Annotated in this window: 26 protein-coding genes and 1 tRNA gene; 11 read left to right on the top strand and 16 right to left on the bottom strand. The window is 62.0% G+C overall.

The window, feature by feature from the left end; genetic code table 11:
* Positions 1-153 precede the first annotated feature (153 nt).
* From B4F27_RS03925 to B4F27_RS03915, 3 genes are all read left to right on the top strand, one after another.
* Positions 154-2,184 (top strand): PhoX family protein, encoded by a 2,031-nt coding sequence (locus tag B4F27_RS03925; protein ID WP_184582373.1) that lies wholly within the window; start codon positions 154-156, stop codon positions 2,182-2,184.
* Positions 2,185-2,322: 138 nt separating this feature from the next.
* Entirely contained in the window at positions 2,323-2,637 is a 315-nt protein-coding gene (locus B4F27_RS03920; RefSeq protein WP_005852780.1) for an ArsR/SmtB family transcription factor, read from the top strand.
* Positions 2,634-3,686 carry a permease gene (locus B4F27_RS03915; protein WP_286758926.1) on the top strand — a complete coding sequence of 351 codons (1,053 nt, stop codon included), beginning with the start codon at positions 2,634-2,636 and terminating at the stop codon, positions 3,684-3,686. The genes B4F27_RS03920 and B4F27_RS03915 overlap by 4 nt, the downstream gene beginning before the upstream one ends.
* Before the next feature lie 15 nt (positions 3,687-3,701).
* Here the strand turns inward: B4F27_RS03915 and B4F27_RS03910 are convergent, their stop codons facing one another.
* Entirely contained in the window at positions 3,702-4,778 is a 1,077-nt protein-coding gene (locus B4F27_RS03910; RefSeq protein WP_286758925.1) for a zinc ABC transporter substrate-binding protein, read from the bottom strand.
* A gap of 88 nt (positions 4,779-4,866) precedes the next feature.
* Here B4F27_RS03910 and B4F27_RS03905 point away from each other — a divergent pair, with 88 nt between their 5' ends.
* Genes B4F27_RS03905 through B4F27_RS03895 form a run of 3 tightly spaced genes read left to right on the top strand, consistent with a single transcriptional unit; the run spans position 4,867 to position 6,924 of the window.
* Entirely contained in the window at positions 4,867-5,349 is a 483-nt protein-coding gene (locus B4F27_RS03905; protein ID WP_005852777.1) for a Fur family transcriptional regulator, read from the top strand.
* Positions 5,346-6,140 carry a metal ABC transporter ATP-binding protein gene (locus tag B4F27_RS03900; protein WP_286758924.1) on the top strand — a complete coding sequence of 265 codons (795 nt, stop codon included), beginning with the start codon at positions 5,346-5,348 and terminating at the stop codon, positions 6,138-6,140. The genes B4F27_RS03905 and B4F27_RS03900 overlap by 4 nt, the downstream gene beginning before the upstream one ends.
* Complete coding sequence (locus B4F27_RS03895) at positions 6,133-6,924, top strand: iron chelate uptake ABC transporter family permease subunit (protein ID WP_286758923.1); 792 nt, start codon at positions 6,133-6,135, stop codon at positions 6,922-6,924. Before B4F27_RS03900 ends, B4F27_RS03895 begins: the two co-directional genes overlap by 8 nt.
* Positions 6,925-7,000: 76 nt before the next feature.
* On the opposite strand, the gene B4F27_RS03890 is transcribed toward B4F27_RS03895, so the two are convergent.
* On the bottom strand, positions 7,001-8,548 hold the full coding sequence (locus B4F27_RS03890) for an MHYT domain-containing protein (RefSeq protein WP_286758922.1): 1,548 nt from the start codon (positions 8,546-8,548) through the stop codon (positions 7,001-7,003).
* Here B4F27_RS03890 and B4F27_RS03885 point away from each other — a divergent pair.
* Positions 8,519-8,719 (top strand): hypothetical protein, encoded by a 201-nt coding sequence (locus B4F27_RS03885; RefSeq protein ID WP_286758921.1) that lies wholly within the window; start codon positions 8,519-8,521, stop codon positions 8,717-8,719. The two genes, B4F27_RS03890 and B4F27_RS03885, sit on opposite strands and share 30 nt — an antisense overlap.
* Positions 8,720-8,779: 60 nt before the next feature.
* Here B4F27_RS03885 and B4F27_RS03880 read toward each other — a convergent pair whose 3' ends face one another.
* The 11 genes from B4F27_RS03880 to phnD form a co-directional block, all read right to left on the bottom strand.
* Positions 8,780-9,766, bottom strand: a complete 987-nt coding sequence (locus tag B4F27_RS03880) for a cell envelope integrity protein TolA (RefSeq protein WP_286758920.1) — start codon at positions 9,764-9,766, stop codon at positions 8,780-8,782.
* The gene (locus B4F27_RS03875) at positions 9,763-10,152 is read right to left on the bottom strand and encodes an ExbD/TolR family protein (RefSeq protein ID WP_286758919.1); all 390 of its coding nucleotides are present in this window, start codon (positions 10,150-10,152) and stop codon (positions 9,763-9,765) included. The genes B4F27_RS03880 and B4F27_RS03875 overlap by 4 nt, the downstream gene beginning before the upstream one ends.
* Positions 10,153-10,155: 3 nt before the next feature.
* On the bottom strand, positions 10,156-10,500 hold the full coding sequence (locus B4F27_RS03870) for an ExbD/TolR family protein (protein ID WP_074635128.1): 345 nt from the start codon (positions 10,498-10,500) through the stop codon (positions 10,156-10,158).
* Positions 10,501-10,528: 28 nt separating this feature from the next.
* Positions 10,529-11,221, bottom strand: coding sequence for a MotA/TolQ/ExbB proton channel family protein (locus B4F27_RS03865; protein WP_286758918.1), 693 nt, complete (start codon positions 11,219-11,221; stop codon positions 10,529-10,531).
* The gene (locus tag B4F27_RS03860; protein ID WP_286758917.1) at positions 11,221-11,652 is read right to left on the bottom strand and encodes a hypothetical protein; all 432 of its coding nucleotides are present in this window, start codon (positions 11,650-11,652) and stop codon (positions 11,221-11,223) included. Before B4F27_RS03860 ends, B4F27_RS03865 begins: the two co-directional genes overlap by 1 nt.
* Before the next feature lie 223 nt (positions 11,653-11,875).
* Complete coding sequence (locus B4F27_RS03855) at positions 11,876-12,181, bottom strand: SH3 domain-containing protein (protein WP_286758916.1); 306 nt, start codon at positions 12,179-12,181, stop codon at positions 11,876-11,878.
* A gap of 115 nt (positions 12,182-12,296) precedes the next feature.
* Positions 12,297-13,208, bottom strand: a complete 912-nt coding sequence (locus tag B4F27_RS03850; protein ID WP_286758915.1) for an HAD-IIA family hydrolase — start codon at positions 13,206-13,208, stop codon at positions 12,297-12,299.
* Positions 13,205-14,014 (bottom strand): phosphonate ABC transporter, permease protein PhnE, encoded by an 810-nt coding sequence (gene phnE, locus B4F27_RS03845; RefSeq protein ID WP_074635132.1) that lies wholly within the window; start codon positions 14,012-14,014, stop codon positions 13,205-13,207. The genes B4F27_RS03850 and phnE (B4F27_RS03845) overlap by 4 nt, the downstream gene beginning before the upstream one ends.
* Entirely contained in the window at positions 14,011-14,805 is a 795-nt protein-coding gene (phnE, locus tag B4F27_RS03840; RefSeq protein WP_074635133.1) for a phosphonate ABC transporter, permease protein PhnE, read from the bottom strand. The genes phnE (B4F27_RS03845) and phnE (B4F27_RS03840) overlap by 4 nt, the downstream gene beginning before the upstream one ends.
* Positions 14,802-15,587: a phosphonate ABC transporter ATP-binding protein gene (gene phnC / locus B4F27_RS03835; RefSeq protein ID WP_009826698.1), complete on the bottom strand. Its 786-nt coding sequence runs from the start codon at positions 15,585-15,587 to the stop codon at positions 14,802-14,804. The genes phnE (B4F27_RS03840) and phnC overlap by 4 nt, the downstream gene beginning before the upstream one ends.
* Positions 15,588-15,641: 54 nt before the next feature.
* A complete protein-coding gene (gene phnD, locus B4F27_RS03830) occupies positions 15,642-16,622 on the bottom strand; it encodes a phosphate/phosphite/phosphonate ABC transporter substrate-binding protein (protein WP_037962789.1) in 981 nt (326 codons plus the stop codon).
* Positions 16,623-16,788: 166 nt separating this feature from the next.
* Here phnD and B4F27_RS03825 point away from each other — a divergent pair, with 166 nt between their 5' ends.
* From B4F27_RS03825 to B4F27_RS03815, 3 genes are all read left to right on the top strand, one after another.
* Positions 16,789-17,583 carry a DeoR/GlpR family DNA-binding transcription regulator gene (locus tag B4F27_RS03825; RefSeq protein ID WP_286758914.1) on the top strand — a complete coding sequence of 265 codons (795 nt, stop codon included), beginning with the start codon at positions 16,789-16,791 and terminating at the stop codon, positions 17,581-17,583.
* A gap of 218 nt (positions 17,584-17,801) precedes the next feature.
* Positions 17,802-19,811 carry an ATP-binding protein gene (locus tag B4F27_RS03820; RefSeq protein ID WP_286758913.1) on the top strand — a complete coding sequence of 670 codons (2,010 nt, stop codon included), beginning with the start codon at positions 17,802-17,804 and terminating at the stop codon, positions 19,809-19,811.
* Between the two features lie 130 nt (positions 19,812-19,941).
* Positions 19,942-20,508, top strand: a complete 567-nt coding sequence (locus B4F27_RS03815; protein WP_074635136.1) for a hypothetical protein — start codon at positions 19,942-19,944, stop codon at positions 20,506-20,508.
* Positions 20,509-20,586: 78 nt separating this feature from the next.
* On the opposite strand, the gene B4F27_RS03810 is transcribed toward B4F27_RS03815, so the two are convergent.
* Positions 20,587-20,662, bottom strand: a tRNA-Thr gene (locus B4F27_RS03810).
* Between the two features lie 127 nt (positions 20,663-20,789).
* On the opposite strand from B4F27_RS03810, the gene B4F27_RS03805 reads away from it, so the two are divergent.
* The gene (locus tag B4F27_RS03805) at positions 20,790-21,665 is read left to right on the top strand and encodes a hypothetical protein (RefSeq protein WP_286758912.1); all 876 of its coding nucleotides are present in this window, start codon (positions 20,790-20,792) and stop codon (positions 21,663-21,665) included.
* Between the two features lie 21 nt (positions 21,666-21,686).
* On the opposite strand, the gene B4F27_RS03800 is transcribed toward B4F27_RS03805, so the two are convergent.
* Both B4F27_RS03800 and B4F27_RS03795 read right to left on the bottom strand, forming a co-directional pair.
* Positions 21,687-22,802 carry a glycine cleavage system protein T gene (locus tag B4F27_RS03800; RefSeq protein WP_286758911.1) on the bottom strand — a complete coding sequence of 372 codons (1,116 nt, stop codon included), beginning with the start codon at positions 22,800-22,802 and terminating at the stop codon, positions 21,687-21,689.
* Between the two features lie 236 nt (positions 22,803-23,038).
* Positions 23,039-24,382, bottom strand: coding sequence for an esterase-like activity of phytase family protein (locus B4F27_RS03795; RefSeq protein ID WP_286758910.1), 1,344 nt, complete (start codon positions 24,380-24,382; stop codon positions 23,039-23,041).
* Positions 24,383-24,535 lie beyond the last annotated feature (153 nt).

Here is a 24,535-nt window from a genome sequence, read left to right as displayed (position 1 = left end):
GCGCAATACGGCCCACCGCCGCGCGCCCTGTCACAGAACTGTCATCAAAGCGGAACACATTTGTAGCACATCGCGACGACATAAGGCGCAACCGCGAGTCACCTCGCCAAACGCAATGCCAGAGGCACTGCCCGACACAATAAAGGAATAGCCATGACACGTCGCCAAATCCTCGATGATCCCGAAATCGGCAATAAGGCCGAAGCCTTTGAAGCCTTCGACGACATCCCCACCAACCCCAATCTGCAGCGCACCATCGGCGATGTGATCAACGCGCGCTACGGACGCCGTGACATCTTGCGCGGCATGCTGGGGGTCACGGCGACAACCGCATTGTTCGGCACCTCGGCAATGGTCGCGCCGCGTCAGGCAAGTGCCGCCACCGCCGACAGCCGCTATGTCTTTGACGAACTGGCATGGGGCAATGACGAAACCCATCATGTGGCCGACGGCTATGACGCCAATGTGCTGCTGCGGTGGGGCGATCCGATCACCGCCGACGCGCCCGAATTCGACGTGATGAACCAGACCGCGGCGGCGCAGCTCAAGCAGTTCGGCTATAACAATGACTACGTGGGCTTTGTCCCGCTGAATGACGATGGCAGCCGTGGCTTACTTTGTGTGAACCACGAATACACCAACGAAGAGGTGATGTTCCCCGGTCTTGGCCGTCAGGACCGCGCGCAATTTTCCGGCATGACGCCCGCGCTCATCGACATTGAAATGGCCGCCCACGGTGGTTCGGTGGTCGAGATCGCCAAGGACGACGCCGGGGTCTGGCAAGTGGTGCGCGACGGTAAGATGAACCGCCGCATCACCCCGCTGGACACCGCGATGACCATCGACGGCCCCGCCGCGGGCCATGCGCGGATGAAGACCAACGACGACCCCGACGGGGTGAATGTGATCGGCACGCTGAACAACTGCGCGGGCGGGCTGACCCCTTGGGGGACGTGGCTCATGGCCGAGGAGAACTTCCACGGCTATTTCTGGAGCGACCAGCTCGACGCCGACGGCAAACCCGTGATCGCCGATGACCATCCCGAAGCCGCGTCCTACAAACGCTATGGCGTGCCGGGCATGTGGTACGCCTGGGGCGCGCAATACGACCGTTTCAACATCGATAAAGAACCCCTCGCCCCCAATAAATTCGGCTGGGTGGTCGAGGTGGACCCGATGGACCCGACCTCTACCCCCGTCAAACACACCGCTTTGGGCCGCTTCCGCCACGAAGGTGCGGAAACCACGGTCAGCAGTGACGGGCGTCTGGTGATCTATATGGGCGACGACAACCGCTTTGATTACCAGTATAAATACGTCTCGGGGGGCAAGGTCTCGGACGACCGGGCGGCCAATGCCAAACTGCTGAGCGACGGCACGCTTTATGTCGCGCGCTTTGACGAAGATGGCACGGTGACCTGGCTGCCCCTGACCCACGGCACAGGCCCGCTGACGGCTGAAAACGGCTTCAATGACCAAGGCGACGTGATGATCGACACGCGGATCGCGGCCGATCTGCTGGGCGCGACCCCGATGGACCGCCCCGAAGACGCGCAGCCCCGTGGTGACGGCACGGCCTATATCATGCTGACAAACAACACAAAACGCACAGAGGATGAGGTGAACGCCGCCAACCCGCGCGCCGACAGCAGCTTTGGCCACATCATCGAGATCAAGGAAGACGGCGGCAACCACGCGGCGACGCAGGGGCGCTGGTCGATCCTTGTGAAATGCGGCGATCCGTCGGTGTCGGACGTGGGCGCACAATGGAACCCCGAAACCTCTGAAAACGGGTGGTTCGGCAGCCCCGACAACTGCGCGATCGACGCAGATGGCCGCCTGTGGGTCAGCACGGATCAGGGCAGCAACTGGGCCAAGACGGGCAAGTCGGACGGGCTGTATGCGGTCGAAACCGAAGGCGAGGCACGCGGCACGTCCAAGCTGTTCTTCCGCTGCCCCGTCGGCGGAGAGATGTGCGGCCCCTACTTTACCGACGACGGCGAGACGCTGTTTGTCGCCGTGCAACACCCCGGCACGGACGGGACCAAGAACATCCCCGGGTTCGAGCGTGAAAGCACCTTTGAAGATCCCGCCACCCGCTGGCCCGATTTCGACCCCAAGATGCCCCCGCGCCCTGCGGTGGTTGTGGTCACCAAACAGGGCGGCGGCAAGATCGCCGTCTGACGCCCCGACCCTATTCCAACCAAATTCATTTCAAAATCTCTGCGCCCAAGGGTTCCCCCCCTTGGGCGCAATTTCTTTGTCGCTCCGGCAAATGCGAATCATCTTTACAAAACTAGTTTTATAGTTTTGTTTGATGGCATGACAGAACATCAAACAACTGCCCGCGCCCTCGCCGCCCTTGGCCATGATACCCGCCTCGCGATCTTTCGCCTGCTTGTCCGCGCCGGTGAAGACGCGCTGACGGTGGGGGAGATCGGTGCCCATCTCAATGCGGCCCCCTCCACCCTTGCCCATCACCTTGGGGCATTGGTCGATGCGGGGCTGATCATCCAGCGCCGCGACGGGCGCAACATCGTCAACCGCGTCGATTTCGACGTGATGCGGGCGACGCTTTCATTTCTCACCTCAGAATGCTGCACCGGTGTTTCACTTTTGAAGGAGACCGCCGCATGACCGACCTGCCCCACACCGAACGCAGCCCGCTCAGGTCGCTGGCCCATCACATCTGGACGCAAGAACGCGTGTGGCTGGTCTGTATCGCGGTGCTGGCCGCGGTCGCAGCCCTTGATGCGCCGCTTGCCGTGACCAGCGTGCAATTTACCGCGACCAACCTGCTGGATGTCGCGCCGTTTCTGATCCTGTCCATCGCGGTTGCCGCCTACGCGGGAGCCACGGGTGCCGACGGACTGATCGCGCGGGCCTTTACCGGATCACCCGCCGTGATGATCGCCATTGCAGCACTGGCCGGCGGGGTGTCGCCCTTCTGTTCATGCGGGGTGATCCCCTTGATCGCGGCGCTGCTAGCGATGGGGGTGCCCCTGTCTGCCGTCATGGCCTTCTGGCTGGCCTCGCCCGTCATGGATCCGTCGATGTTCGTGTTGACCACCGGCGTTCTGGGGGTGGAGTTCGCGGTGGCCAAGACCATCGCGGCCGTCGGGCTCGGGGTGTTTGGCGGGATCATTGTGCATCTGCTGTCCCGCGCGGGTGCATTGACCGACCCGCTGCGCGACGGCGTGGGCAATGGCGGCTGCGGCGCGTCGAAGGTGCGCACATCGCACCCCGTGGTTTGGGCCTTCTGGCACGACAAGACGCGATCCGCCAAATTCCTGCGCGAGGCCGCCAAGACCACGATCTTCCTGACCAAATGGCTGACGCTGGCCTTCCTGCTGGAAAGCCTCATGCTGGCGTGGATTCCCGCAGAGCTGGTGACCCGCGCCCTTGGCGGCAGCGGGCTGGCCCCGATCGGGATCGCGACCTTGGTGGGGGTGCCGGCCTATCTGAACGGCTATGCCGCGCTGCCGCTGGTGGGCGGGCTGATCGGACAGGGCATGGCCCCCGGTGCGGGTCTGTCGTTTCTGGTCGCGGGCGGGGTGACCTCCCTGCCCGCGGCGATTGCCGTCTGGGCCTTGGTCAAACGCCCTGTCTTCGCGCTGTATATCGGGATCGCACTGACAGGGTCATTTGCCTCGGGGCTGCTGTTTCAACTTTGGGCGTCGCTTTGACGCCCAAAGCGGGGCTTACTTTGCCAGACAGCTGCTAAAGGCTGCGGCCAGATCGCGCAGCAAAGCAGGGTACATATCCACCCCCGGCTCAAGCGCGGCGCCAATCGGATCAAGCGAGGCGGATTTCAGCGCCGTGCCGTCTTGGAGTGCGTCGACCAGACCGGCGTTGAACTGGGGCTCCGTAAAGACGCAGGCGGCCTGCGTGTCCTTTACCACATCGCGCACCTCGGCCAGACGCGCGGCACTGGGGGCGGCCCCATCGCTCAGCGAGATCGCAGCACTTGCCTCGACATCAAAGCGGGCTTCGAAATAGTGATAGGCGTCGTGAAAGACGACAAATTTCTGCCCCCGAAGCGGCGTTAGCTCGGCCTGAATATCGGCTTGAAGATCTACCAGCTGCGCTTGGGCCTGCGCAGCGTTATCTGCGTAAAGCGCTGCGTTTTCAGGGTCCTGCGCGGACAAGCTTGCAGCGATGGCATCCAGCCAGACGATTGCGTTCTGCGGATCAAGCCAGATGTGCGGGTCCAGCGCGCCGGGTGCATGATTGTGCCCTTCGTGGGCGTCTGCCTCTTCATGTGCGTCATGGTCGTGGTCTTCATGCGCGCCGTGATCGTGATCCTCGTGGTCGCCATGACCTTCGTGAGCTGAATGGTCGTGCCCTTCGTGATCATCGTGCCCCGCGTGATCATCATGACCGTCGTGATCATCGTGCCCTTCATGATCCCCGTGATCATGGGCTTCGAACGCAACGCCGCTGCGGTTGGTCAGCAGGCGGATACCCTCTACGTCTTGCAAGGTCAGACGTTCGGCCCCCTGCGCCAGACTGCTCATCGGCTCTTCAAGCCACGGAGCCAGCGACGGACCGACCCAGACTACCAGATCGGCCTTGGCCACGGCGCGCGCCTCGCTGGGGCGCATGGCATAGCTGTGGGGTGACGCGCCGGGCGGGATGATCAGATCGGGGCTGCCTGCACCCTGCATGACCATAGTCACCAACGAATGGATTGGCGCGATATCGGTGGCGACACGGGGCACCTCTGCATGGGCCAGACCGGCAGAGAAAAGAAGGGTTGTGCAAAGCAGGCGGCGCATTGGCGGGCTCCTATTAATGTTATACTATAACCTTGATAGATTACACGTTATAACATATCAACACCGAACCCTGCTACGGAGGCGAAATATGTCGACCATTGGATTTGAAACGCATGATCACGGGGCCTGTGTCGACGACGCGATGGCCGCCGCAGAGGCGCGTTGCGCGGCCTCGGACCTTCGGCTGACACCGATACGTCGCCGCGTGCTGGAACTGCTGCTGGCCGAACACCGCGCCTTGGGGGCCTATGATATTCTGGGGCATCTCTCTGCCGAAGGGCTCGGGGCGCAGCCGCCCGTCGCCTATCGCGCGCTGGACTTTCTGGTGAAGGCGGGGCTTGCCCACCGGATCGAGGCGTTGAACGCCTATATCGCCTGCAGCCACGTCGGTGCCGATCACACGCCGGCCTTCCTGATCTGCCGCAGCTGCCAATCGGTTGCCGAAAGCGACACGACGCTGACCCAAGGGCGTTTGGGCGATGCGGCCCGCGCGGCGGGGTTCCAGATTGAACGCACGGTGATCGAGGCGCAGGGCCTCTGCCCTTCCTGTCAGGACGGAGCCACCGCATGAGCCTGATCGCCACCCGGAATCTGACCCTGCGCATTGGCGGGCAAACGGTGCTGCGCGACGTTGATATCGCCGTTGAGCGCGGCGAGATCGTGACCATCGTCGGCCCCAACGGGTCGGGCAAGTCGAGCTTGCTGCGGGCGTTGATCGGCGCGCTGAAACCCGCGTCGGGGACGATCACCCGTGCTGCGGACCTGCGCATCGGCTATGTCCCGCAGAAGCTGCAAATCGACGCGACGCTGCCGCTGACGGTGCATGGCTTTTTGAACCTGCCCCGCCGCCAGCCCCGCGAGACCATCGCGCAGGCGCTGCTGCAGGCGGGGGTCACGGATCTGGCGAAAAAGCAGATGACCGACCTGTCGGGCGGCCAGTTCCAGCGCGTGTTGCTGGCACGCGCCCTGCTGAACAAACCCCATATCCTGATCCTCGACGAGGCGACGCAGGGGCTGGATCAACCCGGCTCTGCCGCGTTTTACCGTCAGATCGAAGAGGTCCGCCGCGACATGGGCTGCGCCGTCTTGATGGTCAGCCATGATCTGCATGTGGTGATGGCGGCTTCGGATCGGGTGCTGTGCCTGAACGGTCATGTCTGCTGCGAAGGCACCCCCGAGATCGTCGCCGATGCGCCGGAATACCGCGCGTTGTTCGGCACTGGCACCCAAGGGGCGCTGGCGCTTTACCGGCACGAACATTCGCATTCGCATGATCATGCACATGATCATAGCCACGACCATGCGCAGGGCCATACCCATGGTGCCGGCTGCAACCACGCCCATGGGGACCAAGATGCTTGATGACTTTTTGATACGTGCCGGGCTTGCCGGTATTGGCGTGGCCTTTGCGGCCGCGCCTTTGGGCTGTTTCGTCGTCTGGCGGCGCATGGCCTATTTCGGCGATGCGACCTCGCACGCGGCTTTGCTGGGGGTCGCGCTGGCCTTGGCGTTCGAGCTGCCGATTTTCGCGGGGGTGCTGTTGGTGGCCCTGTCGATGGCGCTGATCGTGACGGCCCTGAACGGGCGCAGCCTGGGCACGGATACGCTGCTGGGGGTGCTGGCCCACGGGGCATTGGCCATCGGCCTTGTCGCGGTGTCGCTGCTGCCGAACCAGCGTGTCGACCTCAGCGCCTATCTGTTCGGAGAGATCCTGGCCGTGACCAAGACCGATCTTGCGATCATCTGGAGCGGCGCCGTCCTGTCGATCGCGCTGCTGGTCTGGCGCTGGCAGGCATTGCTGTCGTCCACGCTGAACCCTGATCTGGCGACGGCCAGCGGGGTCAATCCGCGCCGTGAACAGCTGATTTTGACGCTGGCGCTGGCGGTAACGGTTGCGGTCGCCATCAAGGTGGTTGGCGCGCTGCTGATCGCGGCGATGCTGATCATCCCCGCCGCCGCCGCCCGCCCGTTTGCCCGCACGCCCGAAGTCATGGCGATGACGGCCTGCATCATCGGGATGATCGCCGCCTTGGGCGGGCTGGCCGCGTCCTTCACGCTCGACACGCCGACGGGGCCCAGCATCGTCAGCGTCGCGGCGGTGCTGTTCATGTTGTCCTCTGGCGTGGCCCCGTTGCTGAAACGCTAGGCGCTGATCTGCACATACAGCAAGGGCCGCAGCATCACGCTGCGGCCCTTGCTGTTTCGGGGGTGGCCCTATTCGGTCAGGCGGCTGCCGCGAAAGACTGCGACGGGCGGCCGGTGCTCACCAGACTATGCGGGAAGAAGACCGAGAATTTGGTGCCCTTGCCCACCGTGCTGGAGACCGAGATATCGCCCCCATGCGCCAGCGCCAGCTTTTTGCAGATCGCCAGCCCGAGCCCTGTACCGCCTTCTGACCGGTTGTCGGCACTTTCGATCTGGGTGAAGGCCTGGAAGATCGATTCCAGATCTTTCTGCTCCATCCCGACACCATTGTCTTCGACCTCGAAGCGGAAGCCGCCGCCGTCCACTTCGGCCCGCAGGAAGATATCCTTGCCCTTGGAAAACTTGAGCGCATTGCCCACCAGATTGATCAGGATCTGCAAGCAGCGGCCACGGTCGGCGATCACGTCAAGGCTGCCGTCGGGGATATGCAGGGTCACATCCTTGCCCTGCGCCATGCCCTGAAACTGGTCCTCGACCTGCGCCAGCAGCGCCCGTGTAGGGAATGTGGTCTTGGCCAGTTTGATGTCGTTCAGCTCGATGCTGGTATAGTCGAGAATATCGTTGATGATCGTCAGCAGGTGGTTGCCCGCGAATTTGACGCGCTGGCCGTAAAGCTCTGCCTGATCCCCGATGATATTATAGTGTTTTTCGGTGATCGGCTCACCCGGTGACAGTTTGGCCGTGGTCGTGGTCTTGAGCTTGGTCAGGAAGCCCGCATAGCCGATCACAATCGTCAGCGGCGTGCGCAGTTCGTGGCTGAGAACGCTCATGAATTCGGATTTCGCGCGGCTCGCCCCTTCGGCAGCGTCGCGGGCCTTGCGCAACTCCTCGATGCTTTCCATGCGGGTCCGGTTTTCGATGAAATAGGTGAACAGACCGCCAAGGGTGATTGTCGTCGCCGTGCCCGCGATCACCAGTGCCAGCAGCTTGTATTCTTCGGGATTGGTATAGCCGGGTTTCAGCCCGATGCAGTCCACGCTGAACGCGGCCATGCCGGTGAAATGCAGCCCGATGATGGCGAGCGTCAGGACGCCCGTCATTTGCAGCCCGCTCCACCGTGCCCTGCGGCTGCCCAGATAAAGCGCGGCAGTCGACAGGACCACCGCCAGAATAACAGACCCGATGAGGTAGCCACGGTCCCAGGTCACCACGCCTTCAACGCGGTAGGCCACCATGCCGGTGTAATGCATCGCCGATACCGCAACGCCAAAGATCGTGCCGCCGATGATCGTGCTCGCGAGCGACCGGAACATGCCCGCTACCATGATGCCCACAGTCGACCCTGCAATCGCGATCAACAGCGAGACAAAGGTCAGTTGTAGGTTAAAGGTTACCGGTGCCGAAGGCTGATACGCCAGGATTGCGATAAAATGCGTACACCAGACCGCAACGCCCGCCGTGATCGCCGTGAGGAAGTACCAGATCAGCGCCTGCCTGCGCGGTCGCCCCAAGGCGTGCTGATACAAACGCGACACCACCCAGCAGCCAAAGGCGCAAAGCAGCCCCGCCAGAAGCACGAGACCAAGGTCGTGATCATGATGGATCGTATGGGCTACTTTGAGCATGTCGGCGCACTCTACCTGTTGATTACCGGACAGTTAATCGGCGGAGAAAACGGCAGATTTGAGGCGTGTTTACGTTATACTGGTGGTAACCAAGAAAAATTACCGGTCTTTTTTACCATGGGAAACAACAGCTTGCAGGGCACCAATCCGGCGGAAATGGCCAGTATATAAGGGCTGATGCCGCCGCGACGGCTGCACTTCAAGCAAGGCGCAGGGGGCTGAACGCCCCGCCTATTGCCCTTTGATCTTGATAGAATACTGACGCCGCGCGCCAGCGGGGGGACGCGGGAAAGGGGCGGCCTTGCGGATCACCGATACCGCCGCCCGGTCCAGCGCGGCAGAGCCGGACCCCCGTGCGACTGACACAGAGGCCAACCCGCCATTGCTGGCGATGGCAAAAGCGATCGTCGCGGTGCCCGTGGTGCGAACGCGCGGCTTGCCCGCCCGCGAGATGCGGCGCATGACCTGACCGGGGTAATTGCTGGCGGCGGCATTGCCTTGCGCCGATGCCGCGGCTTGGCGTTTGCCGGTGCTCGTGGATTTGGCCGATGCGCTTTGACCCGACGAAGACCCTTTGGTCGCATTGCGCTGCGCATTGCCACGTGCGGCGGCTTGCTGCGCTGCTTTTTTCTTGGCGGCTTGCTGCTCTGCCGCGCGCCGTTCACGCTCTGCCTGCTCTTGCTTGGCGCGGGCCTCAGCGATCTTGGCTGCGGTTTCAGGGTTCTTGCGCATGGGGCGGCGCGACAGGACGGGGGCGTCGCTGTCGGGGTCTTGCGCCTGCAGGGTTTCAGGCGGCGGTGCGACTTGCGCGCTCTCGGAGGGGGGCACGGCCAGCGGTGTGGGTGCCAAGGCGGCGGGTGCTGCGGGGGCCGCAGGCGTCACCGCTGCCACATCGGGCGGGGTCACGGGCTGCGCTTGTTCGGGCGGGGTGACCGGCTCGGCCTGCTCGGGCGGCGTTTGCTCTGCTGTGGTGGGGCGCAGGGGTTCTGCGGCGGTGGGGGCCTCGGCCACGGGCGTCTCTGCGGGTTCTGCCGGTTCCGGCGTGAGCGTGCCCACGGCCATATCCGCGAAACTGTTGCCCATCATCGCCTCGACCGGCGCGCCGCCCCCTTCGATCGCGATCTCATCTTGCGGCAGCCCGATGGTGACCGCCCCCGCGACGATCCCGACCGCCAAGGCGAAAGAGACCCCTTTGGCTGTAGGAGAATGCGAAATCATTGCAGTGCCCTTTGCGTGACGAGCATCACCTTTTGCGCCCCCGCCGCGCGCAAGTCGCGGGTCAGCGCGACCAGCGTCTTGGCCGGCAAGGCGCGATCCGGCACAAGGCGTATGATCTCGCGGTCTTCGTCAGACAGGCTGGCGACATAGGACGCGGCATCCACCTGCGCCGCGCCTTGATAGGTCAACCGCCCGTCGGGGTAGATCACCAAAGCGTCAGGCGGGGCCTGCCCTTCAAGCGCGCGGGTCTCGACCAGTTTCAGATCGGGGTCCAGCGGCTGCGCCAGCGTGCCCGCGACCATGAAGAAGACGAGCATCAGAAAGACGATATTGATCAACGCGATGGTCGGTTCACGCTGCGGTTTGGATTTGGCAAATCGGCGCATCTGTCAGCCCCCCAATACCGACACCTGCAAGGCAGGCATCTCGCGCAGTTTGACCAGCACATCCGTCAACCGCTGCGCATCCACATCCGCCCCGAGCGAGACCAGCAGCACGGTGCCTGTCTCGGCCTCGGCCAAGGATGATCCGGCCAGCGCGTCCAATGCGATTTCGTCGCCATTCAGACGCAAGGTATCGGGGCCAAGCTGCAAGAACACCGGCTTGGCATTGCTGGCCTGCGCGACCGCGCCCGAACCGGCAGCGGCCAGCGGCACCTCGGAGAACTTCGAGAAGGTCGAGGTCAGCATAAAGAACAGCAGCAGCAGAAAGATGACATCAATCAAGGAGGTCATCGACAGCCGCCGTCTGCGCGTGCGCGGCCTAGCCATGTGCGGCGACCATTTCAGGCGTCGGCGCTGGCGTCGCGGCGGCAGGGGCTGGCACATCGTTGGACGGGTTCAGCACCGTGAGGATCGCCTTATCCGCGATCACCCGCTCTGCCTCCATCCGCTGTTCCAGCCAGCTGAGGATCAGTGCCGTGGGCATCGCCACCACCAGACCAACAGCCGTTGTCAGCAGCGCCACCCAGATACCGCCCGCAAGGATCGACGGATCGACCTGCGATCCGGCGGCTTGCAGCGACCGGAAAGCCTCGATCATGCCCAGAACCGTACCGAACAGGCCCAACAAGGGGGCCAGCTGCGCCACGGAATCGAGCAGGCGGAAACCGGTTTCGAGCTTGGCAAAACGTGTCTCTGCCTCGGCTTGCAAACGCTCTACGCCTGCGCCGTTGCCCTTGCCGTTCGACACCATCGCCATCTTGATCACGGGGGCGAGGTAGCTTTTCGACCGGCCCAAAGCCTCGCGGGCGGCGGGTCTGTCGCCACGGTCCCATGCCTCTACCGCTTCGGTCAGCGCCTTGTGCCGCCCCACGGCCGAGCGCCAGAACTGCCAGACCTTATAGATCGCCACCGCCAGCGTCAGCACAGCAACGCCCATCAGGACAACAACAACCGGCCCGCCGGTTTCAGCGATCTGGCGGAACGACGCGATCAGTGCAGAGAACATATCCATCAGCCCAGAACCTCGATTGATGTGCGCGATGTGGGCAGCAGGCCGGTGTCACAGACGCCGCTGGCGCTGCCGCCGGTCTCGCAGGCGTTGGCCCCGTTGAACAGGATGCGGCCCAAATCTTCGCAGGTGGTTTGCGGCACGACGAACTGGCGCACGCGCGGGCGGGCCGGTGGCAGGGTGCCGAAATCAAACAGCGTCAGCCGGTCCACCTGCCCTTCGGTGTCAAACAGCACCGCCTCGTAGATGATCTTGTCGACCGGCGCCTCCACGCCATTGGTGATCATGAAGGTCAGCTTGCACGCATCTTCTGTGGTCTCTGCCGCGTTCAGCTCGACCGAGATTTGATCCTTGATATCAGTCTCTTGCGCGGCGACCAGCGGGGCTGAGATCACAAGGGGCAGCGACAGAATAGCGGTACGGAAACGGGACATGGGACCTCCTGACCGTGGGATGAAACGATGAGATTTTTGGCTAAGGCGCTGTGGGCACCTTTGGCTCTGGCGCGGCGCAGCGGGCAAACAGCCCTTTTGGCACAGCGCGATTGCGCCGTGCCTAGCAAAGATCACGACAAGGCGCAATCCTGACTTTAACGATCAACTATTTAGAAATCGACGCGCCAGCGACAAACCGCAAAGGTAGCCTGCGCCGCCCGCGTTACCGAAGCTTGCGCAGATAGGCCCAGGACACGTGACCGCGCACGCGGCGGGCCTGATCAAGCGAGACGTCGCACCAGCGCGTGCCGCCGGTTTGCTGACAATCGTGCACTTGCAAAATGGTGCCGTTGGGCAGGCCTAGCAGCACGATGAACCCCGTCCCCGGCCCTGCCCGCATCTTGAGCATGTCATCCTCACCCACGCCCGTTACCTCGAAACGGCCCAACGATCCTGCGGTTGCGGGGGTGGACCCCAAGGTGGTCGCGATCACGATTGCCGATATGGCGGCGGTCACTGCTTTGCGCATTTTTCTTGCCCTTGTTCTGATAGCCTCGGGTCCGGTGGTAGCCTGTGGGGGCCACAAAATAAACCGTGATATCGCCCAAGGGGTCATCATCCGCCGATCCGCCGATGCGCGGGCGTCAGATGTTGGGGACGATGAAATCGGGCGACAGACCGGCCTGCGCAATGGCATCCGTCACATCCAGCCCCGTGAGCGAGCCATAGCCCGTGACCAGCGCCGTGGCAAAGCCCGCCTGCGCGCCGCCCAGAATATCGGTATGCAGCGTATCGCCGACCATCAGCACCCGTTCGGGAGGAAGGGCGCGATTGAACCGGCCGAGGGCGATGTCAAAGACCTGCCCGAACGGCTTGCCCAGAAACACAGGCATCACACCGGTGCGATCGGCCAGCCGGTGCGCAAACCAGCCCGGTTCCCGCGAAAGGCCCGTTTCACGCGGTGCCACCAGATCGGGGTTGCCCACCAGCACCGGACGGGGCGCGCGTTTCAGTGACGCCTCCAGCAATGTCTGCCGACGGTCGGTCCAGCCGTCTGCGCCCACCAGCAAGAACCCGTCCTGCGCATCGTAGCTTTCGGCGTCATCCCCCAGCACAGTCGTGTTCAGCGTCGCCAGTTCCCCCAGATCGACGGCGGGGTTGATCATCAGGCCCCATCGGCACGGCGGCAGCCCCGCGATATGCGCGGTCAGCGCCTCGCGGCTGGTGGTCACCTCGGGGGCGGAGAAATCGAACCCCAGACGGGCGTAGCGCGCCATCATATGCGTCTTGGGGTAAGCAGCGGAGTTTGACACCACGCCAACCGCCTTGCCCGCCGCGCGCAGCGCCGCGATGGTATCGGTCGCACCGGGGATCGCGGTTTCGCCGACGTTCAGTACGCCATAGGCGTCAAACAGGATCAGATCGAAGCGCGCCGCGATGTCGGTGAACATGCCGGTTTCCGCCAGACCGCCCGCCGCGGTGCGCGGCAGACGGTCGGCAATTTGCAGATAGCGCGCAAAGGCGCTTTGCGGGTCGACGCCGATGCTCTGGGTCACAGGATACGGCGGCGCAGATAGGCAGAGATGACTTCCCCCACCACCACCAGCGCGATGATCGCCAGCAGGATGGTCGCCACCTCGGGCCAGTTGAACGTGTCGATGGCACCTTGCAGGATGATCCCGATGCCGCCTGCGCCCACCAGACCCAGCACGGTGGATTCGCGCAGGTTGATATCCCACCGCAGAATGGCCACCGCCCAGAAAGTCGGCATGACCTGCGGCACGATCGCATAGACGATAACCTTGAAGCGCGACGCGCCCGTCGCCTCAAGCGCTTCGACGGGGCGTGTGTCGATCTCCTCGATGGCCTCGCCCAGCAGTTTACCGATGAACCCGATAGAGCGGAACATGATCGCCACGATGCCGGCCACAACACCGGGCCCAAAGATCGCCACAAACAGCAGCGCCCAGATGATCGTATTCACCGACCGCGAGGTCACGAGGATTAGCCGCCCCAGCCATAGGGTCACACGGTTCGGCGTGGTGTTCTGCGCCGAGATATAGGCGACCGGCAGCGACAGCAGCACCGCAAAGGTGGTGGCGAATGTCGCGATGTTCACCGTGTCCCACAACACCTTGAGGATGGTTTCCAGATTACTGGGGTCCGGCGGGTACATCCGGCCAAACAGATCGCCGATCTGTTCAGGGGCACCCCATACCCACGGCCAGATCACCTCTATCGAGGTGAGCGCCCAGGCGATGGCAAGTGCACAGCCCAGAAAGATGGCATAGCGCGTCATACGTTGCTTGAACGTAAAGCGGGACCAGTCGTCGCGCCCGAATTGCGTAGAAAGTGAGGTCATTGGATACGCTTTCGGATAACGCCGCTGACGGCCTCGGAAAAGAGGATCACCCCGACGATGACCATGGTGATGGCAAGGGCAAAGTCATAGTCATAGCGCCCAAAGGCATTGGCGAGCGTCGCACCGATGCCCCCTGCCCCCACGATCCCCACCACGGCAGAGGCCCGCAGGTTGGAATCAAGCTGGTAGATGGTCAGACCGATCTGGCGCGGCATGATCTGCGGGAAGATCGCGTAGGACAGCGTCGAGAAATACGGCGCACCGGCGGCGCGCATGGCCTCGACCTGCCCAAAGTCGATCTCCTCGATCCGCTCGGCCAGCATCTTGGCGACAAAGCCGATGGAATAGACGGTCAGGGTCAGCACTCCGGCGAACGGCCCGAAGCCGACGGCCTTGACGAAAAGGATCGCGACAATGACCGGATGGAAGCTGCGTGCGATGATGATAAGGGCGCGGCCCAGATAGAACACCGGCTTGGGGGCCACATTGCGCGCGGACATAAAGGCGATGGGGATCGACAGCAGTACGCCAAGCGCCGTGGCCAGCACCGCGATCTTGAGGCTTTCGAGAAACCCGTCGATCAGCAGACCGCTGCGTTCAAAGCTCGGGGGAAAGGCCCCACCAAAGATCTTGCCTGCGCGGCCGATACCTTCGGCGACGCGGTCCCAGTCGATGGGCATGGTCAGCCCGACCCAGCCGAAATAGGCGATGGCCCCCAGATACACGGCCCAGCGGAGCGCCGGATTGGCGATGAAGGGTGGCTTGACCCAAGTGTCGCGCGGCGCGGTCATGATGCGGCTGCCTTGTCATCCGGACCGCCGCTGCGGTCGGCATGGGGGCTGCCCGCATAGATCGCCTCCATCGCGGAGGGGTCCAGCATGTCGGGCTTGTCGTCAAAGATGATCCGGCCATAGCGCATGCCGACGATGCGGTCGGTGTATTCCTTGGCCTCGTTCACATTGTGGATGTTGATTAACACCGGCAGCTTGAGCTCGCGCGACAGGTCGCGCAGCAGGCCCATGATCTGTTCCGATGTCTTGGGGTCAAGCGATGCGGTGGGTTCATCCGCCAGCAGGATATCGGGCTCTTGCATCAGGGCGCGGACCACGCCGACACGCTGACGTTCACCGCCCGATAGCTGATCGGCGCGGGTGTCGGCGTAATGGGCGATGCCGACACGTTCCATCAGCTCGTAAGCGCGGCGGATGTCTTGCTTGGGATAGCGCCGCGTGATGGCGGACCATGTTGAAATATACCCCAGACGGCCCGACTGGACGTTCTCCATCACGGTGAGACGATCCACAAGGTTGAACCCCTGAAACACCATCCCGATCTTGCGCCGTGCGGCCCGCAGGTTCTTGCCCCGCAAGCGGGTCAGGTCGGTGCCGTTCAGCTCGATCGTGCCGGAGGTGGGTTCAACCAAACGGTTGATGCACCGCAGCAACGTGCTTTTGCCCGCACCGGAAGACCCGATGATCGACACGACGCTTTCGCCCTCGATGGTCAGGTCAAGATTCTTGAGGACCGGATCGCCTGAGCCGTAGCGTTTGACGAGGTCAGTAATTTTCAACATGTAGGATACCTTATGCGTGAGGCCGGCCCATTGGGACCGGCCTCGACGGGAAAATCATTCAGCAGCAAGGCCTTGTGGCGTGTACTCAACACCGTTGGCAGACTGGATCTGGCGAATGACGGCCCATTGGTCTTTATAGGTGATCGGGACGAATTTGCTCACGCCCGAAAACTCTTCGCCCAATGCGGTGCCGGTGAAATCGTAGCTAAAGAAGGCTTCCTTGATCTTGTCCTTCAGCTCGGGCGTCAGATCGTGGGCCACGCCATAGGATGTCGTGGGGAACGGATCGCTTTCCCAGACAATACGCACCTCGGCAGGGTCATAAAGCCCGCGTTCCGCCATGCGGTCCACCACTTCGGACGCAACCGGTGCCGCATCATAGTCGCCTGCGACCACACCCAGCATGGATTGATCGTGGCTGCCCGAGTACGTCACTTCGTAGTCCTGATCCGGCACGACGCCCAGATCAGGGAACAGCGCGCGCGGTGCCTGATTGCCGGAGTTCGACGTGGGCGATGTATGCGCGACGCGTTTGCCAGCAAGGTCGGCCATCTCTTTGATATCGCTGTCGGCTTGGGTGTAGACCTGCAGCTTGTAGCCGAACTGCCCGTCTTCGGAGCCCATGATCGCGAAGGGTTCAACGCCCGCAAGGTTCACAGCAAAGGGTGTGGGTCCGGTCGAGAAGCCCGCGATATGCAGACGGCCCGAGCGCATCGCCTCTACCTCGGCAGAGTTGGATTGCACAGCAAAGAACTGCACCTTCTTGCCGGTCACCTCGGACAGGTGGTCAATGAAGGGCGTCCAGATGTCTTCGTAGATCGCGGGATCTTCGACCGGTGTATAGGCAAAGACCAGCGTCGACGGGTCTTTGAGCATGCTTTCGTCCGTGGGCGCGTCGGCTACCAGATCGCCGTTGGCGTCACAGAACATCGCGTCCAGCGCGCCGCGCTCGGCGCATTCTTCGGCCAATGCGGTGGTGCTGGTCATGGCAAAAGCGGCCATCAGGCCCGCCGTGATAAAGCTGCGTTTGATCATCTTGTTTCTCCTCCCCGAGAATACCCGCGCAGAGTGTACTGCACGATTAATTACGCGATACGAGCATTGAAGCTTTCGATTCGCAACATTTTCCGCCTAATAATTTGGCAAGTGCCAAATAATGACGGTCGGTTGCATCGCCTCGACCGCCGAAAGGAACCGCAGAATGGATACCGGAACGGAACGCCGAAACCTGCGCAAAGCAGAGCGCCACGCGCAAATATTGCTGGAACTGCGCCTTGCCCCGCATGTGCGGGTATCGGACCTTGCGGCCAGCTTTGATGTGACCACCGAAACCGTCCGCCGCGATATTGCCGAGCTCAGCGCGCAGGGGCTTTTGCAGAAATCCTACGGCGGGGCCTCCCCCCGCGCGCCGGGGGCGCAAAGCGTGCTGGATGAACGCCAGCGCGAACATGTGGATGAACGTCGCCAGATGGCGCAGCTTGCCGCAAAACGGGTGACAGACGGGCAAACCTTGATGATCGACGCAGGGGCCACGATGATGGAATTCGCGCGGGCGCTCACCCTTTCCGGCGTGGCGGCGACGGTATTAACCAACAGCCTGCAGGTCGCGATGATCTTGGGGGCCTCCGACAGGGTGCGGGTGATCATGACCCCCGGCGACTATATGAATGCAGAGGCCGCGCTGACCGGCATTGCCACCTGCGATTTTCTGCGCGGTTTTAATGTCGACGCGTGTTTTCTTGGGGCCTCCGCGCTGGATGAAACCGGCGTGAGCGAGGCCATCGCAGGCTTTGCCGAGGTGAAACGCGCCATGCTGGACCAAAGCCGCGCCGCGCATTTCCTGATTGATGCCAGCAAGTTCGGCAAACGTCACCTGACGCAGGTAACCCCGCTTGAGCATCTGGGCCATCTGATCACCGATGCAGCCCCCAACGACGGGCTTGCCCTAGCGCTTCGACAGCATCGCACCCCCGTGATCACCCCCGAAAACGCCTGAAAGTAACCGGCATGACCGCTTTGCGCAAAAGTCTACAAAATGCCTCGATTGCGCCCGTATTTTGTCCGTTCGATAAACAATGATGCAGTCAATAAAGGGGACAAAGGCAGGCAAACCAGCAACGACAGAAAGTCGTGCGGCGGCCTGGCTGGACGGAAGAGGGTGGCACTTTGCTCAATAAGTTCACGGGGTATTTAGCCTCTAAGGTATTCGTCGTTTTGACGATTGTCCTGCTCGCAAGTATAGGCGGGATTGCCTATTCTATTGTAAAGCTCGACCGCGACAATCACCTCGCCGCGCTGCGCCTTGAGGTGGAACAGGCCCTGCATTCGGTGGCCGACCAGATCCAGCTGCGTTTCTTCGAAGCCGTGCTGGTGGCCAAGAACATCGAGAATACGCTTGCCGTGGCGGGGGAGATCAACGAGCGTCAGATCGCGCGCACCGTGAGCGACCTGCAGCGACACAACCCTGACGTGATTGCCGTCGCTTTGGCCCCTAACCTGTCGATTACACACAGTTTCCCACAAACGGATAACCGCGAGACGATCGGCGTCAAATACTGGCAACTGCCCGCCCAGATGGCGAGCGTGGCCCAAGCTTACCGCACCCGCGCGCCCGTGGTGGATGACCGCGTAAACCTTGTGCAGGGCGGTACCGGCTATATCATGCATTACCCTGTGTTCCTGCCGAACGCCGAGCTGAACACCGATCAATTCTGGGGCGTCATCTCTGTCGTGATGGATCAGGAAGGTCTGCTGCAAGCCCCGCAACATGATTTCTCGGACCCCGAACAATATAGTTTCGAGCTGCACCCGCTCAAAGCCTCCGGACTGGTAGAGGCCCTGCCCGACCACCGGTTGAGCGCGCTGAAAGACAAGCCCGTCGTGACCACGTTCAACGTTCTGGGCACCACATGGGAAGCCGCCGTGCGCCCCGCCGCCGGATGGCCGGCCTATTCACCACAAAGCCGGAATCTGGTGGGTTTCGCCCTCATTTCCGCCATATTCCTGCTGGGTGTGCTGCTGGCTTTCCGCCGGTTGGCGTTGAACCAGACCAACGCGCACGCCCTGCTGGCCGAGGCCATCGACGCGATCGACGAAGGCTTTATCGCGTTTGACGACAAGGAACGGGTGATGGTGGTGAACCAGAAGTACCGCGACTATCACCCCCAGATCGCCGATCTGATCGTCCCCGGTGCCACCATGGGAGAGCTTGTGGTCAACTGGGCCAACCGGACCGAAAGCCTCAGCGGATCGAAAAGCAAACAGGCCTGGGTACGTGAGCGGCTGCAACGTTTCCGCAATCCGGGTCAGGCGTTCTTGCAAGACATCGGCAACGACAATTGGCTCAAGGTGACAGAGGCAAAGACCCTCCACGGCTATACCGTCGGCATCTGGACGGATGTGACCGCCGAGAAGCGCGCGCAAGAAGCCGCTGAAGCCGCCGACCGCGAGAAGACCGAGTTCCTGAACAACGTATCCCACGAGCTGCGCACGCCGCTGACCGTGATCTTTGGCCGTGCGTCATTCATGCGGCACAGTGATAAGATGCCTCAGGCGCAGCGCTTGATGTCGGCGCTGACCGCCGATGGCAGTGGCTGTCCGAAATCGGCTGCCGCCGCGATAGAGTATCAGAAGTTCATCACCGATCAGGGTGCCGGAATCGCGGAATCATCGCAGCATATGATCCGCCTTGTCGAAGATCTGCTGGACTGGACCAAAGTGTCCCGCGGCCAGCTAGAGCTGGACATGGCCCCCACCCAACTGGACGAGATCGCCCGCACCGTCACCCAAGAACTGCAACCCGCAGCAGAGGCAAAAGGGCTGACCCTCACCTATGCCGGCGACGGCCCTGCTGCCACCGTAGCGGATAAGGTGCGCGTCAAACAAATCCTCTACAATCTGATTACAAATGCGATCAAATTCACCAGCGAAGGCAAAATCCACCTGTCGATGCTACATTCCACCGACGAGATCGTGTTCAGCGTCACTGACACCGGCAACGGCATAGCAGAGGAGGACGCGAGCCGTGTGTTCCAGCGTTTCCAACAGGTTGACGGGTCCATGACACGGCAAAACGGCGGTTTGGGGCTGGGGCTGGCCATCTCCGAGCAGCTGGCAGAGCTGCACGGCGGATCGCTGTCACTGGAAAGCAAACTGGGCGTCGGTAGCACCTTTAGTCTGACGCTGCCCTGCACCGGCGCGACCGATATCCAGAAGACGGCTTGAGGCGCAGAGGGGCGCGGTACTTTAAATTCTAACGATAAATATTTGGGCAAGCGCCGGTTTCGCGCATATGATGACCTAACGTAACGATGATCCTGTTTATGACCTGAAATTTTTTCCAAGGGCATTTTCATTGGACCTCAAGACAAACAGCTATGTCGTGGACAGCAAGGATCGGATCATCTCTGTCGGGTCCGAATGGGACGCCTTCGCCATAGAGAATGACGCGCCGGGGGCGACCTCTACCCATGTGCTGGGGCGGGAGATTTGGGATTTCGTCGAAGGGGCCAACACGCGTACCTATCTGTTCGGCGTGTTTCAGGCCTGCCGGATCGAACAGCAACTGTTCAGTATCCTTTACCGCTGTGACGGGCCGGATGTGCGGCGGTTGTACCGGCTGACGATCTGGCCCTCCCCCGACGATAGCCTGACCATCGGCAGTATGCTTGTCCATGCGATCACCAGCCCCCCTCACCCTACGGTCAGCGCCTTTGAGGAATACTACGATACCACGCGATGTTCGGTCTGCTGCGCATTCCAGATCGGCGACAAATGGATCGATCTGCGCACCCCGCCGGATGCAGATAACTTCGCCAAAAGCTATTCCATCTGCCCCACCTGCAAAGACGCCGCCCAGGTGGAGTTTGCGCGGATGAAACGAAAATCAAACATCATCCCCCTACCCCGCGCCAAGCAGTGAGGCGCGCACAAAAGTGAGAACCGCATGGCGGATGCGGCGACGCCTAAAGTTGTCAATGTATTGAAATCAGGGAAAAAGTGGTGCCCCCACACGGACTCGAACCGCGGACCTACTGATTACAAATCAGTTGCTCTACCAGCTGAGCTATAGGGGCACTGAGGGAGCGTTTAAGAGATTGCTGCGGGCCGTGCAAGAGGGGAAATGTCAATTTTTTGCAGTTTTACACAAGTCGCAGGAAAGGCTATTGGAAAGCCGGTATCAGTAAGGGTGAGAAGACGTTCATGCAGTTGATTTTGCACACAGGTGCCCATTACACCGAAGAAGACAGGCTGCTGAAAAGCCTCCAGTCGAACCACGATCTTTTGACGCAGGCGGGCACGCATGTGCCTAGCCCCGCAAGCTATCGTGGTCTGTTTCGCGATACGTTGAATGCGATGTATAAAACATCCGCCTCGGACGGGGCGCGGGATGTCTTGCTGGACGCGGTCATGGGGGATTCTGACGCGGATCGGGTGATCTTTTCCGACGCGAACTTCTTTCGCACCCCTGCGACGGCGGTTGTTGAAGGGATGCTTTATCCCGCAGCGCCTGTGCGGATGATGCGCATGGCGCAGCTTTTCCCCGAGGATGAACTGCAGATTTTCATGGGCATCCGCAATCCCGCGACCCTGCTGCCGGTGCTGTATGATGTCTCGGCCGATAAATCTCCGCCGCAGTTCTGGGGCGACAAGGATCCGCTGGATGTGCGCTGGTCCGACACGCTGGCGCTGCTACGTGATTCTGCGCCCGAGATTCCCGTGACCGTATGGTGCAACGAAGACGCCCCCCTGATCTGGGGGCAGATCATGCGCGAGATGGCGGGCCTGCCCACGATGGCGCCGTTGGACGGGGAATTCGACCTGCTGGAAACGATCATGCGCCCCGAAGGCATGAAACGGTTCAAATCCTATCTCGCCTCGCATCCCGAGATGACAACGGCAGAGCACCCGCGCGTGATCGCGGCGTTTCTGGACAAATACGTGATCGACGACGCGCTTGAGGAAGAGCTGGACATGCCCAGCTGGACCGAAGAGCTGGTCGAAGAGATGACCGAGGTTTACGACGAAGACGTTGCGCGCATTCAGGAAATTCCCGGCGTGCGGGTGATCCTGCCATAACGGCGGGACCACCGCCTAAGGTCAGCTTTCAAATGGCAGGCTGCGCAGGGTTACTTTGCGGACCTCGCCCCCAATGACCACGTGGAGCGACGCTTGCTTTGCATCCGATGCGATCATCCCGACGCCGATATTGGCCTTGAAACGTTTGGAATAGACGTAATCGCTAAGCACGCCGCGCGGCTGGCCTTTATCGTCCAGCACGGAAATCGAATGTGCCGCCCCCGTCAGTGGCGCGCCCGCGATGACAAAGCCTGACCTTTCCCGTTGCGTGCCTTCATCGGCAATACGGCGCAGCGCCTCTTTGCCGATAAAATCCTCGGGGGTCTCAAGATCGACCAGCTTGCCCAGGCCGATGTCATACGGGGTGCAGGGGTTGGTCTGAAGACGACCATCCGCACCATAAGACACCAGTCCGCTTTCGATCCGTTCAAGGTCATTGGGCGCACCGGGGCGGATACCAAAGGGTGCGCCTGCGGCCTTTACCTTTGCCCATAGCTCCCCCCCGCGGCTGCTGTCTTGGAGATACAGTTCGAAGCCGCCCTGTTTCGACCAGCCCGACCGCGCCAGCACCAGCGGGATATCCCCCAACTGCGTTTGCTTGAAGCCGAAATACCTCAGATCGCGCACCCAGTCGCCGAACAGCGCGGTGATCACCGCCTCGGCCTTGGGGCCCTGAACCGCCAGCGGGGATACGTCTGGCTCGGCCACGGTCACGTCCCACCCGCGCTCTGCCGCGATGGCGCTGGCCCATAGGGCGATGTCACTGTCCGCAATCGACAGCCAATAGCGATCCTGCGCCAGCATGAGCAGCACGGGGTCGTTGATAAGCCGCCCCTGATGGTCGCACATGGGCACATAGCGCCCCTGCCCGATCCGGGTTTTCGACATATCGCGCGTGGTTAGATACTGGATCAGCCGCGCCGCATCCGGCCCGGACAGTTCGACCTGCCGCTGCGCCGCGACATCCCACATGGCCACACCGTTCATCAGCGCGTCATATTCCCCCTCGGGGTCGCCGAAATGCGCTGGTATGAACATGTGATTATAGACCGAGAAACAAGCCACACCCTCTGCGACGGTCGCGTCGAAATAGGCGGATTTGCGATTATTCGGGCCAATGCCGATCTGAAACGTCATGGGGGTGATCCTTTTGCCAAGGCCCACCGTACCACCCCTGTGCCCTGTCCCAAGGCGCGGGGTCAGGGCCCATTGAGGCCATCCGGCGGGCGTTCGCTTTTTCTGACACGGCAAAGCCCCGCACATCAACCGGCATCCTCCCAAAGGTTGGGATGCGCGGGCAATGGCGGGGCCTAGGGTGTGTCTAGGGTGTGAAACGCCCCCTCGGCATCCTTTGCCGAAAGGGGCGCGTCGGGTTACTGCGCGGCCAGCAATTCGGGCACGCTCAGCAGCACCACTTCGTTATCCGCAGCGGCATCCAGCTTGCGCCCGGATGAGAACGGCAGGTTGTTGTCCACGGCGACCATGATGTGCGTCTCGTCCACCCGCATCACGTCCTCGATGGTGAAGAACGGCAGGCTGAACCGCCCTGCCTCGCCGCCATCGGTTTCGATGCGGGCCTTACCGTCGGGGTCGGCGATGTTCATCAGGTCGATCTGGCCGATGCGGCGCACATAGCCCTCGGCATCCACATCGGCGGTATCGATCAGAACCACATGCTTGACCATCGCGGGGTTCGGGAAACAATCTGCCTGCGGGTCACCGGCGCATTTCAACGAAGGCTCGCCCTCGCCATTGTCACGCTCGATCACCAGCGCGCGGGTCTCGTCGATGAAGTTGAAGTCACCGATCGCCGTGGCCCCTTCGGCCAGCTTGAACTTGAAGCCCTCGCCCGTCCAGTCGCGTGCCTCGGGGTCAAAGGCCATGACGCGCAGGAAATCACCTTCGTTCTCGCCGCTCGCGGCCAGCAGAGGTTTCTCAAGCATGGCCCACAGCAAACCCGTTTCAGGCTGCAGCGCCATACCCTCGTACCCGCCCGAGCGTGGCACGGTCCAATCCGTCCCCTTCACCGATGTGGCCGAGATACCGGGCGTGTCCGGCCCTTTCAGTTGAACACCATCCACCATCGTCGGATAGACGCCCTTGATCCGCCCGTCCAATGTGGCCTCGATCAGATAGGGGCCGAACTCCTCGCCGATCCAGATGCTGTCGCCAACGCGCTGGATGCTCTCCAGATCGAAATCCGCGCCGGTCAGATAGCGGCTGTCGGTCCCGCCATAGGAAATGCGGAAGGGCACTTTGAAATCGGGATCATGCAGAAAAACGGTTTCCTTGATCTCGACCTCACCTGTGTCGAAATCAGCGTCCATCCGGCTGAAGAACAACAGCGTATCGGGGCTGTTCGCCTTTGAGCCAAAGCCGTTGTCCGTCAGTACATAGACCGACCCGTCCTCGGCACGGTTCATCGCGAAACCGGAAAACCCCTGCAACGGCTGGCCAATGAAGGGCAGGTTCAGCCCCGTCAGCCGTTTACCATGCAGCCCGCCCGTATCGCCCGGCACCGACATCGGCACGCCATTGCGCGCGCCACCCGTGAATTTACCACTGATCCACGCATCCTTCGGCGCATCCGCAGGCGGCGCGACAAGGCTCAGCGCAGGCAGGTAGGCATGGCCCGCAAGCGTGGCATCAAACGTCTCTTGCGCGGCAGCGGGGACGGCAAGAAGGGACAGGGCAAGGGGAAGAAAAGGGTGTTTCATAAGGCTCTCCGTTAAAGACGGCCCCTGATCCGCGATTCTGGTAACAGCCGCGTAACGCAAAGGTGACGGTTCCACGACAGGCGCGGAATTGGGGAGAGACGTGATGGATAGGTGGGAAACTTGGCGGAGGAGGTGGGATTCGAACCCACGGTA

The sequence above is a fragment of the Sulfitobacter sp. UBA1132 genome (assembly GCF_002311545.1).
GTDB classification, from domain to species: Bacteria; Pseudomonadota; Alphaproteobacteria; order Rhodobacterales; family Rhodobacteraceae; genus Sulfitobacter; species Sulfitobacter pontiacus.
This window is presented reverse-complemented; position numbering and strand designations above follow the sequence as displayed.